Annotated in this window: 11 protein-coding genes and 1 tRNA gene; 5 read left to right on the forward strand and 7 right to left on the reverse strand. The window is 67.8% G+C overall.

Features of this window, described 5'->3' with window-relative positions; genetic code table 11:
• Nucleotides 1–94 precede the first annotated feature (94 nt).
• The 4 genes from FFS23_RS10600 (at nt 95) to FFS23_RS10615 (ending at nt 3,034) form a co-directional block, all read left to right on the forward strand.
• A complete protein-coding gene (locus tag FFS23_RS10600; protein ID WP_038659746.1) occupies nt 95–2,014 on the forward strand; it encodes a potassium transporter Kup in 1,920 nt (639 codons plus the stop codon).
• A complete protein-coding gene (locus tag FFS23_RS10605) occupies nt 2,011–2,514 on the forward strand; it encodes a 2'-5' RNA ligase family protein (RefSeq protein ID WP_137898597.1) in 504 nt (167 codons plus the stop codon). The genes FFS23_RS10600 and FFS23_RS10605 overlap by 4 nt, the downstream gene beginning before the upstream one ends.
• A gap of 44 nt (nt 2,515–2,558) precedes the next feature.
• Nucleotides 2,559–2,635 (forward strand) — tRNA-Met (locus tag FFS23_RS10610).
• 102 nt (nt 2,636–2,737) lie between these two features.
• The gene (locus FFS23_RS10615) at nt 2,738–3,034 is read left to right on the forward strand and encodes a hypothetical protein (protein ID WP_137898598.1); all 297 of its coding nucleotides are present in this window, start codon (nt 2,738–2,740) and stop codon (nt 3,032–3,034) included.
• Here FFS23_RS10615 and fdhD read toward each other — a convergent pair.
• The 4 genes from fdhD to FFS23_RS10635 are packed head-to-tail and all read right to left on the reverse strand — an operon-like array spanning nt 3,028 to nt 7,210.
• On the reverse strand, nt 3,028–3,810 hold the full coding sequence (gene fdhD, locus FFS23_RS10620; RefSeq protein WP_137898599.1) for a formate dehydrogenase accessory sulfurtransferase FdhD: 783 nt from the start codon (nt 3,808–3,810) through the stop codon (nt 3,028–3,030). The genes FFS23_RS10615 and fdhD overlap by 7 nt on opposite strands.
• Nucleotides 3,807–4,340, reverse strand: coding sequence for an NTP transferase domain-containing protein (locus FFS23_RS10625; protein ID WP_349303958.1), 534 nt, complete (start codon nt 4,338–4,340; stop codon nt 3,807–3,809). The genes fdhD and FFS23_RS10625 overlap by 4 nt, the downstream gene beginning before the upstream one ends.
• Complete coding sequence (locus FFS23_RS10630; protein ID WP_171009453.1) at nt 4,307–6,601, reverse strand: FdhF/YdeP family oxidoreductase; 2,295 nt, start codon at nt 6,599–6,601, stop codon at nt 4,307–4,309. Before FFS23_RS10630 ends, FFS23_RS10625 begins: the two co-directional genes overlap by 34 nt.
• A 57-nt stretch (nt 6,602–6,658) precedes the next feature.
• A complete protein-coding gene (locus FFS23_RS10635; protein WP_137898601.1) occupies nt 6,659–7,210 on the reverse strand; it encodes a DUF922 domain-containing protein in 552 nt (183 codons plus the stop codon).
• Nucleotides 7,211–7,361: 151 nt separating this feature from the next.
• On the opposite strand from FFS23_RS10635, the gene trxB reads away from it, so the two are divergent.
• A complete protein-coding gene (gene trxB, locus FFS23_RS10640) occupies nt 7,362–8,330 on the forward strand; it encodes a thioredoxin-disulfide reductase (RefSeq protein WP_137898602.1) in 969 nt (322 codons plus the stop codon).
• 321 nt (nt 8,331–8,651) lie between these two features.
• On the opposite strand, the gene FFS23_RS10645 is transcribed toward trxB, so the two are convergent.
• The 3 genes from FFS23_RS10645 to FFS23_RS10655 are packed head-to-tail and all read right to left on the reverse strand — an operon-like array spanning nt 8,652 to nt 10,356.
• Complete coding sequence (locus FFS23_RS10645) at nt 8,652–9,422, reverse strand: hydrolase 1, exosortase A system-associated (RefSeq protein WP_137898613.1); 771 nt, start codon at nt 9,420–9,422, stop codon at nt 8,652–8,654.
• A complete protein-coding gene (locus tag FFS23_RS10650) occupies nt 9,410–10,072 on the reverse strand; it encodes a hypothetical protein (protein ID WP_137898603.1) in 663 nt (220 codons plus the stop codon). The genes FFS23_RS10645 and FFS23_RS10650 overlap by 13 nt, the downstream gene beginning before the upstream one ends.
• 11 nt (nt 10,073–10,083) lie before the next feature.
• The gene (locus FFS23_RS10655; protein ID WP_137898604.1) at nt 10,084–10,356 is read right to left on the reverse strand and encodes an acyl carrier protein; all 273 of its coding nucleotides are present in this window, start codon (nt 10,354–10,356) and stop codon (nt 10,084–10,086) included.
• Nucleotides 10,357–10,578: the final 222 nt, after the last annotated feature.

Here is a 10,578-nt window from a genome sequence, read left to right on the forward strand (position 1 = left end):
CCCGCATCGTTCAGCCCATGCTAAGGCGCGCGTCTATGGAACAGGTTGGGAACAGCGCCGGTCTCCGCAGCGCGTCGGATCGGTCGTACCGCTCGTGAGTGGCCCCGTACCGGCCGCCGTCCCGAGTGCGCGGGACGATTCGGGCGATCATGGCCATCACGACGGCCTGCTCAAGCTGGCGGTCGGGGCGATCGGCATCGTCTTCGGCGATATCGGCACCAGCCCGCTCTACGCCTTTCGCGAGACCTTCGCCGGGCATCATCAACTGACGCTCGATCCGCTGCACATCATGGGCGTGCTCAGCCTGATGTTCTGGTCGATGATGATCGTGGTGACGATCAAATATGTCGCGATCATCATGCGCGCCGACAACAAGGGCGAGGGGGGCAGTCTCGCATTGCTCGCGCTCGTCTCGGGACGGACCAAGAGCCGGCGCTGGTCGGCGGGGATCATCCTGCTCGGCGTCTTCGCGACGTCGCTGTTCTACGGCGATTCGATGATCACCCCGGCGGTGACCGTGCTCGGCGCGGTGGAAGGTCTGGCGATCGCCGCGCCGGCCTTCGCCGGGCTCGTGCTGCCGATCGTCATCGCCATCCTGATCGCGTTGTTCTGGGTGCAGAAGAGCGGCACCGCGCGGATCGGCCTCGTCTTCGGACCGATCATGCTCGTCTATTTCGCGGTGATCGCGGTGCTCGGCATCATCAGCGTCGTCCAGACGCCCGAGGTGCTCTGGGCCTTCTCGCCGCATCATGCGGTGCATTTCTTCATCGCCGATCCGGTGCGCGCCTTTCTCGCGCTCGGCTCGGTGGTGCTGGCGGTGACCGGCGCCGAGGCGCTCTATGCCGATATGGGGCATTTCGGGCGCAAGCCAATCGGCCTGTCGTGGCTGGTGTTCGTGCTGCCCGCGCTGATGTGCAATTATCTGGGGCAGGGCGCGCTGCTGTTCCGCGACGGGCAGGAGGCGTTGAAGAGCCCCTTCTACATGCTGGCGCCGGACAGCCTGCAGCTGCCGCTGGTGCTGCTCGCGACGATGGCGGCGATCATCGCCAGCCAGGCGGTGATCTCGGGCGCCTTCTCGGTCACGCAACAGGCGATCCAGCTCGGCTTCATGCCGCGGCTGCGCATCGAACATACCAGCGCGGCGACCGCCGGCCAGATCTACATCCCGATCGTCAACTGGATGCTGATGGTGATGGTGATCCTGCTGGTGCTGTTCTTCCGCACCTCGTCCAACCTCACCTCGGCCTATGGCATCGCGGTGACGGGGGCGATGTTCATCGACACCTGCCTGCTCGGCGTCGCGCTGACCCGGCTGTGGAACTGGCCGATCTATGCCGCCGCGCCGCTGCTCGCGGTCTTCTTCCTCGTCGACGGCGCCTATTTCTCGGCGAACCTCACCAAGGTGCCCGATGGCGGCTGGTTTCCGCTGATGGTCGGCTTCATCGTCTTCACCTTCCTCACCACCTGGTCGAAGGGGCGGCAGCTGATGATGGACCGGCTGCGCGAGGCGGCGATGCCGATCAAGGTGTTCATCACCTCCGCCGCCAGCTCGGCGAGCCGGGTGCCGGGGACGGCGGTGTTCATGACCTCGTCGTCGGACGGCGTGCCGCATGCGCTGCTGCACAATCTCAAGCACAACAAGGTGCTGCACGAGCGCGTCATCCTGCTCACCGTCAAGATCGTCCAGCAGCCCTATTGGCCCGAGGCGGAACGCGCGAGCAACGAGGAGATGGGCGACGGCTTCTTCCGCCTGATCCTGCGCTACGGCTTCATGGAGGAGGTCGACGTGCCTGCGGCGTTGAAGCGCGTGCATAGCTGCGGCACCGACTTCAAGATGATGGACACCAGCTTCTTCCTGTCGCGCCAGACGTTGCTGCCCTCCGAGCGGCCCGGCATGATGCTGTGGCGCGAGAAACTGTTCTCGTGGATGCTGCGCAACGCCGAAAGCGCGATGGAATTCTTCCGCCTGCCGACGAACCGCGTGGTCGAGCTCGGCAGTCAGGTGGAGATTTGACCGCGCCGATCATCGTCACCGCGCTCTTCGGTCGGCAGGATCAGGGCTGGTTCGACGCGCAGCGTGCCGCGCATTTTCCGCCCGAGCGCAACCAGCTCTCCGCCCATCTCACCATGTTTCATCATCTGCCGCCGTCGGCGGAGGCCGAGCTGAAGCATCGGCTCACGGGCATGACGCGCGGTGTGACGGCGCCGGTGGCGCGGGTCGGCGGGTTGATCTCGCTGGGGCGCGGCGTCGCCTATCGCATCGAATCGCCCGAGCTGGTCGCGATCCGCGCCGAACTCGCCGACGCCTTCGTCGGGCTGCTGACGCCGCAGGACGCGGGCGGCTGGCGACCGCACGTCACCATCCAGAACAAGGTCCAGCCCAATATCGCCAAGCTGCTGCTGACCGCGCTCAGCCGTGATTTCCGGCCGCGCGAGGTCGAGATCGCGGGACTTGCGACCTGGTGGTATCGCGGCGGACCATGGGAAGCGCTTTCCCGGCATATGTTCGCTTGACGGCTGCTGCATCGCACACTTATAGGCGCCACCTCACACGGCGGGGCGGAGTAGCTCAGCTGGTTAGAGCACGGGAATCATAATCCTGGGGTCGGGGGTTCAAGTCCCTCCTCCGCTACCATTTCTTCGGTAGCGCCCGCCGGTGTGAGCGATACGGACAGCGATAACGCTTTGTAAACGTTCGGCGTGCGACGCCGGGCGGTGCTGCGCAGCGAGACCGGTCATGCCCTATCACCATCCCCCCGAACGACGCCGCAGCGAGCGGCGCGCCGCGCCGGTCGCGCGCCCGGCGCTGCCCGAGCGACGGCTGGCCGACCGCCGCGCGAGCGAGGTGAAACTGGTCCGCAAGCCCGAGCCGATGCACCGCGGCGTCTTGTGGGCCGCGGTGGTGATGGTGATGATCCTCGCCGATGGGGCATTTCTGGACGGCGCCTACCGGCACATGGTGATCGACTGGTTCGCGGGGATTGCGGCCGGCGTGCGCGACTGGTCGGCGCACGTCTGGGATTGGGGTCACTGAGCGAATAGCGACCAGGGATCGCTCAGCACCAGCATCGCATCGGACCGGGCCAGCGCCACCAACGTCAGGCCATGGGCACGCGCGTGGTCGATGCCGAGGCTGGTCGGGGCGGAAATGCCGACGAGCAGCGGCGTGCCGGCGACCAGCGCCTTGTCGACCATCTCGAAGCTGATCCGCGAGGTCACCAGCGTGAACGCGCCCGGCATCCCGCGGCCGATCAGCTTGTCGAGCGCATTGTGACGGCCGACGTCCTCGCACAGCGCGAGGATCGCGCCGTCGGCGGCGCAGGCGGCGGCGGCGTGGACCGCGCCGGTTTCGCGATTGAGCTGCTGGTGGTCGCGGACGGCGACCAGCGCGGCGAAGATCGCGGCGGGCGACACCGTCGGGCGGTCGGGGCGGCGCGCCACCGGGCGGGCGAGCTGTTCGAGGCTGGCGATGCCGCACAGGCCGCAACTGGTGTCGCTGGTGCGGTGGCGGACGCGGTCGTGGATGCGGCCGCGGCAGCGGTCGGCGAGCGCGATGCGGACGATCCAGCCGGCCTCGGCGTGATAGGCGTCGATGTCGAGGATGTCGGCGGCGGTGTCGGCGAGCCGCTCGGTGAGCATGAAGCCGGTCGCGAACGCCTCCAGATCCTGCGGCGTCATCATCATCACCGCATAGCCGAGGCCGTCGACCTCGATCGCAACGGGCGTCTCGATCGCGATCGCGCGCGTTCCGGGGGTAACCGAGCCGTCGGGGCGCAGGATCAGCGTCGCTTCCAACCGCGCGGCACTCACAGCGCGGCGAGGTCGGCAGGGGTGTTGATGTTGGCAAGCGGCACCGGGCTGGCGATGGGCAGTGCGCCGATCGCCCGCGCCCAGCTGGTCACCGAGCGACGTTCGGACGTGGCGAGATGCGCGAGCAGCTCGGGCGCCAGCATGGCTGGCCAATGACCGATCACCGGCGCGTCGCTGCAATAGCTCGGCGCGCGTCGCAGCAGTGCGTCTAGCAGCGCGGCGGGCAGCCGGGGCATGTCGCAGGGAAGCGTCAGCACCGTCTCGAAGCCATGCGCGGCGGCATAAGCGAGCGCGCCAGCGATGCCGCCGAGCGGACCGAGATCGGGGCCGGGCAGGTCGGGCACGCCGCCGTCACGCCCGACGACGACCACCGCATCGGCGCGATTCGCGCCGAGGTCGCGCATATGGTCGAGCAGCGGCCGCCCGGCGAACAGGGCGGCCGCCTTGTCCCGTCCGAACCGGCTGGAGCGGCCGCCGGCGAGGATCGCGGCGAGGATCAGGCGGTGCGCTCCACCCGGACGGGTACGGATTTGCCGGCCGGAACATGGCTTTGCTCGGCCTTGTGGGTCACCGGCATCAGGATGTTGCACTCCGGATAATAAGCGCCGAGGCAGCCCTGCGGAATGTCATAGGGCACGACGAGCAATTTGTTGACCCGGCGGTCGCCGTTGCTGCCCGCGTCGCCGACGAGGTCGACGAGGTCGTGCTCCGCCAGCCCCATCGTCGCCATGTCGGCGCGGTTCATGAAGACGATGTCGCGCGTGCCTTTGATGCCGCGGAACCGGTCGTGATAGCCGTAGACGGTGGTGTTGAACTGGTCGTTCGAGCGCAGCGTCATCAAGCGGAAGCGGCCGGGCGCCTCCTCGAAGCCGGTGGCGTTGAGCGTCGTCGGCACGTTGAACTCGGCACGGCCGCTCTCGGTCAGCCACTGGCGATGCGCCGCCTCGACGCCCTTCCAGAAGCCGCCCGGTACCCACATCCGCTCGTTGAAGCGGGTGAATTTGTCCGGATAGGTCGCTTCGATCGCGTCGCGGACGAGGGCATAGTCGCCGACCCACGCGTCCCAGTCGAGCTTGGGATTGGCATCGAGCGTCGCCTTGGCGATACCGGCGACGATCGCGGGCTCCGACAGCAAGGTCTCGGCCGCGGGCGTCGCCTTGCCGCGCGAGCCGTAGATGCGGCTGAAACTGTCCTCCATCGTCACCGCCTGCGGGCCGCTCGCCTGATCGTCGGTCTCGATCCGGCCGAGGCAGGGGAGCAGATAGCAGGTCTTGCCGGGCAGCAGGTGCGTGCGGTTGAGCTTGGTGGCGATGCTGACGGTCAGGTCCATGCCCTGCCACGCCGGCTCGATCTCGGCGGTGGCGGGGACGGCGCGGGCGAGGTTGCCGCCGAGGCCGATGAACGCCTGCGCGGTGCCGGCGATGATATGCTCGCACGCCTCGACCGTGTCCCAGCCCTTGTCGCGCGGCGGTTCGAAATCGTAGAGCTCCTTGAGCCGGTCGAGCGGCGCGAGCTCGGGCTTTTCGGTGATGCCGACGGTGCGCTGGCCCTGAACGTTGCTGTGGCCGCGGACCGGGCCGAAGCCGGCGCCGGGCTTGCCGACGTTACCGCGCAGCAGCATCAGGTTCACCAGCGTGTGCAGATTGTCGATGCCGTGGACATGCTGGGTCAGGCCCATGCCGTAGACGCAAATCACGCGCTTCGATTTGGCGTAGATCGCGCCGACGCCTTCCAGCTCGGCGCGGGTCAGGCCGCTCTCATGCTCGATCCGCTCCCAGTCGGTCGCGCGGACCATCTCGGCGAACGCCTCGAAGCCCTTGGTATGGTCGGCGATGAAGGCGTGATCGAGGATCGCGGGCGCGCCGATCCGCTGACATTGGTCGTCCGCCTCGATGACATATTTGCAGATGCCCATCATCGCGGCGATATCGCCGCCAGTTTTGACCTGATGATATTGGCTGGCGATCGGCGTCGACTTGCCGGTGACCATCTCGATCGGGTTCTGCGGGTCGGTGAAGCGTTCGAGGCCACGCTCCTTGAGCGGGTTGAACACGATGATTTCGACGCCGCGCTTGGCGCAGGCGCGCAGGGGGTGCAGCGCGCGCGGGCTGTTCACGCCCGGGTTCTGGCCGAAATAGAGGATCATATCGCAACTGTCGTAATCCGACAGATGGATCGTGCCGACCGGCGAGCCGATCGCCGACTTGAGCCCGACCGACGTCGTCTCGTGGCACATGTTCGATGAATCGGGGAGATTCTGGCTGCCGTACATGCGTGCCATCAACGCCCACATATAGCTCGTCTCGAGGCTCGCGCGGCCCGAGGCGTAGAAGACGACCTTGGTCGGGTCGTAGGTCTTGAGGTGGGCGCCGATGTCCTGGAACGCCTCGTCCCAGCTCACCGCGACATAGCGGTCGCTGGCGGCGTCGTATTTCATCGGATGGGTGAGGCGGCCGGCCTGCTCGAGGTCGAAGTCCTTCCAGCCGCGCAATTCGGTGACGCTGTGCTTGGTGAAGAATTCAGGCGTGGTGCGATAGGTGGTCAGTTCCCACGCCGTCGCCTTGGCGCCATTCTCGCAGAATTCGGCGATATGCGGATGCGCGGGTTTGCCCCAGGCGCACGAGACGCACATCACGCCTTCGGGCTTGTTCTGCCGCGCGAGCTCGCGGACCGTCTCGGGATTGACCTTCTCGCGCAGATTGATCCGGGCGACCGATTTCATCGACCCCCAGCCGCCGGACGGACCGGTATAGGGTTCGGTACTGATCTTGTCTTCGGCCACTTCGGTCATCCCTCTCGCTTCGCGAACGGGAACGCGCGGGGCGTGGGTTGGATGCAGGGGAAACCGTCAGATATCCGTACCATGCCAGCGCTCCTGCCGCCGCCCGTGGTCGGTGATCCGATCGTAGGCGCGCGTGGCGGCATTGAGCTGCTCGCCGAGCGCCGCGGCGACGGGATCGGCGGGCGTACAGGTCGAGTGGCGCAGCGCCTGCGTCACGCGTCGGACGTAAGCGAGATCGAGCCTGACATGCCCCGCCTCGTGCACGCGCAAATGCATGACCCGACGATCCCAGCGCCGTCGCAACAGGGGCGACACCGCGTCGCGATCGTGCAGACGGGGCAGCGTCACCGTGATCCGGTAGGTCACCTGCGGATGTCGCACATCGCATCGGCCGTCGCGGCCGATCGGCCAGCGCCAGCGGATGCGCAGGCGGGTGAACGCGTCGTACCGCTGGCCGTCGGCGGGATCGACCGGACCCCGCCGCCGCTGATCGTCGTCGATCTCCCGATAGCGTGTTCCGTGAACGTCGTAATAGACGATGCGGACCGCGGGCAGGCGCTCCAGTACCGCGGGGTCGACCGGCATCGTCGCCGCAAACAGGATCAAGCGCCATGTCATCGTCGTCCGCTCCGGCCAGCAGGCTCATGATAGACGTTTCGCGCCATCGACGTGGCCGGGCGGCGGCGATTTGCCGACGGCATTCAAATTCGCGTTGCGATCCCCTAGATCAGGGTCCGAATCTTCCACTTCCCCGACAGGCGTTGTTTCCATGACCACTCATTCCACGCGTATGCTGATCCTCGGCTCCGGCCCGGCGGGGCTGTCGGCGGCGATCTATGGCGCGCGGGCCGGGATGGCGCCGATCGTGGTGCAGGGCATCCAGCCCGGCGGGCAGCTAACCACCACCACCGACGTGGAGAATTATCCCGGTTTCGCCGACGTCATCCAGGGGCCGTGGCTCATGGAGCAGATGCAGAAACAGGCCGAACATGTCGGCACCCGGCTGATGTGGGACACGATCGTCGAGGTCGATCTGTCGCAGCGGCCGTTCCGGCTGATCGGCGACGGCGGCGACGTCTATGAAGGCGAGGTGCTGGTGATCGCCACCGGCGCGCAGGCGAAGTGGCTCGGGCTCGAGTCCGAGGAGGCGATGAAGGGCAAGGGCGTGTCCGCCTGCGCGACCTGCGACGGCTTCTTCTACCGCGGCAAGAAGGTGGCGGTGATCGGCGGCGGCAATACCGCGGTCGAGGAGGCGCTGTACCTGACCAACCACAGCGACGACGTGACGCTGATCCATCGCCGCGACTCCTTGCGCGCGGAGCGGATTTTGCAGGAGCGGCTCCACGCGCATCCCAACGTCACGGTTCTGTGGAACAAGGAAGTGCGCGAGTTCGTCGACGGCGGCGGCAATGCCGGGCTGGTGGCGCTGACGCTGGAAGATACGGTGACCGGCGAACAGTCGCGGCTCGACGTCGAGGGCGGGTTCGTGGCGATCGGCCATCATCCTGCGACCGAGCTGTTCCGCGGGCATCTCGCGCTCGACGACGACGGCTATATCGCGGTGGAGACGGGCTCGACGCGGACCAGCGTGGCGGGTGTGTTCGCTTGCGGCGACGTGGCGGACAAGGTCTATCGCCAGGCGGTGACCGCGGCTGGGACCGGGTGCATGGCGGCGCTGGACGCGGAGCGGTTCCTCGCGGCGGCGGAGTTCGAGGAAATGGCCGAGGCAGCGGAATAGGATTTTCGCGCAAAGACGCGAAGACGCGAAGATGGTTCGTGTGGGGTGGCCGCCTGCGCGGATATAGTCGGAGGCGGCCGGCCTACCTTTTCATCATTCCGACGAAAGTCGGAACCTATGGACACGCAGGCGCCTGGGGTCGCGCACGCCATCTGGATCATCGTTACCATGGGCCCCGGCTTTCGCCGGGGTGACGATTGGGGAGCGGAGAGCGGAGCGACGTGACGGCGCGCAGAGCATTCCTGAACGCAACATCTCTGCGTCTTCGCGTCTCTGCGCAAATCATCTTCGCGCCTTCGCGTCTTCGCGTCTTCGCGTGAACTAAACTTCGGCACCCGCCAGCGCCGCCAGCACGGCGTCGCGGAGCTGGCGCTGATCCTCCTCGCGGGCGAAGCTATGCGAGGTGGTCTCGATCGATTGCGCGGGAAAGTGGCGGGCGGCGGCGCGATAGGCTTGCGCGGTGGCGTCGCCGGTGGCGAGGATGACCGTCGCCGCGTCGCCCCATTCCTCGATGGCGGTGACCATCTGCGTCGCCAGCGGTTGCGGCATGGTGCGAGAAGCCTTGCGTAAGCCATTGATTGCTTTCGCTAAATCTATCTTGCCGGTGAGCAGTCTGGCCCATGCCGCGGGACTGGTCAGGCGCTGGCGATAGGTCGCGCGGATCGCGGCGGCGGGGGGAAGGTTGTCCGTGTCCTCGATCGTCCACGGATTGGCGAGCAGGAGGCGGTCAATGCCGGCGGCGCGGCCGTGGAGCGCAAGCGTGCTCGCCGCGTCGCAATTGCCATAAGCGAGGATCGTCGTGAGCTGTGGCAGCTGTCTCCGGAAGACGGTGGCGGCCGCGACGAGATCGTCGGCGCTCGAAAGGTAGCCATTGTTCTCGCCGGTCGAATCGCCGATGCCGCGGCGGTCGTAGCGGAAAGCGGGAAATCCCGCTGCGGCGACATGGGCGGCGAGCAACGCCATGCCGCGGTGCGCGCCGCAGCGGATCTCGTTGCCGCCGGAGACGATCAGCAGGCCGGTCCGGCCGGGGGCGGCATCGAGCGTGCCGACCAACGTCTCGCCCGCACAGGGGAAGGCGATCAGGCTGCGCATCGGGTCAGCCACGCCGCGATGTCATCGGCGAGTATCTCGACCAGCGCGAGATCGTTTCCCGGCTCGCTGCGCCGCCAGAGTGGCGCGGCGTCGATCTTGTGATCGGCCTCGGCGGGGTCGGTGATCAGGCGGACGACACGATCGGCCGGGGCCGGCTGCGCCGCGCCGAACGATGCCAGCAGCGTCTGCGGGATCGGATTGCCAGCGATCTCGATCGGGTCGGGCGGCGGCGCGCTGTTCCCCGCCGCCCGCCACGTGCGGAGCAGAAGGCGGGCGAGCTCGTCGCCGGTCTGCGGCGCGAAATGCCAGCGCGCAATGCGGGGCGCGGCGGTGTCGAGGAGCGCGCCGCTGCGGATACCGATCGCATAGGTGGGGCGCCGCTCGGCCGGGATCGCGGCGAGCGCTTCGGCCATGCGCGGCAGCGTCGTGAGTGGTGCGAGGCTCTCGCCCTGGCCCGGCACGTCGGGCAGCACGCTGGCGATGCCGCGCGCGGCCAGGGCGCGCAGCAGCGTGACGGTGAAGGTGCGCGTACGATTGGCTTCCTCGAACAGCGGCAGCGTGGCGACGAGCAGGGGGCCGGTATCGGGGCCGAAGCGCAGCATCGCCTCGCGGCCGCCGGCCCAGTCGTAATGATCGATGCGCGGCGCCATGCCGCGCGACGCTAGACGAGCGCCTTGCTCGCCGCAAATTCGACGAGCGCGCCGAACGTCTCGAGCATGTCGCCGTCGACCTCGTCGTCCTCGATCAGGATGCCGAGCCGGTCCTCGGTCTCGGTGAGGACGCCGGCGACGGCCATCGAATCGAGTTCGGGCACCGCGCCGAACAGCGGCGTCGTCGCGGTGAAGCCCGCGACGCGGTCCGCGGAGAGGCCGAGCACGTCGCGCAGCACGGCGCGGACGGTGGTTTCAACGGTATCATAGCCTTCGGGAAGCAAAGCGGCGCCCTTACCGGTTGCGGATCGACGCCCGTTAGAGGCTGGGGCTGCATTCGGCAACGGGGTGGCGCTATGAGGGGCCATGCCGACACCCGATCCCACGCCGTTTCCGATCGACCATCTGCTGCGCGGCGCGCCGCACGCGCCGGCGCTGATCGAGCGCGAGCGGTCATGGACGTTCGCGGAACTGGAGGCGGCGGTGGCGAGCGCGGCGGGGTGGCT

The sequence above is a fragment of the Sphingomonas sp. 2SG genome (genome assembly GCF_005503285.1).
Lineage (GTDB): Bacteria > Pseudomonadota > Alphaproteobacteria > Sphingomonadales > Sphingomonadaceae > Sphingomonas > Sphingomonas taxi.

Bases quoted from the DNA above. Each gene is read 5' to 3' on its own strand.
- FFS23_RS10630 (WP_171009453.1), bottom strand. From the start codon at position 6,601: ATGACCGAAGTGGCCGAAGACAAGATCAGTACCGAACCCTATACCGGT.
- trxB (WP_137898602.1), top strand. From the start codon at position 7,362: ATGACCACTCATTCCACGCGTATGCTGATCCTCGGCTCCGGCCCGGCG.
- FFS23_RS10615 (WP_137898598.1), top strand. From the start codon at position 2,738: ATGCCCTATCACCATCCCCCCGAACGACGCCGCAGCGAGCGGCGCGCC.
- FFS23_RS10635 (WP_137898601.1), bottom strand. From the start codon at position 7,210: ATGACATGGCGCTTGATCCTGTTTGCGGCGACGATGCCGGTCGACCCC.
- FFS23_RS10650 (WP_137898603.1), bottom strand. From the start codon at position 10,072: ATGGCGCCGCGCATCGATCATTACGACTGGGCCGGCGGCCGCGAGGCG.
- FFS23_RS10645 (WP_137898613.1), bottom strand. From the start codon at position 9,422: ATGCGCAGCCTGATCGCCTTCCCCTGTGCGGGCGAGACGTTGGTCGGC.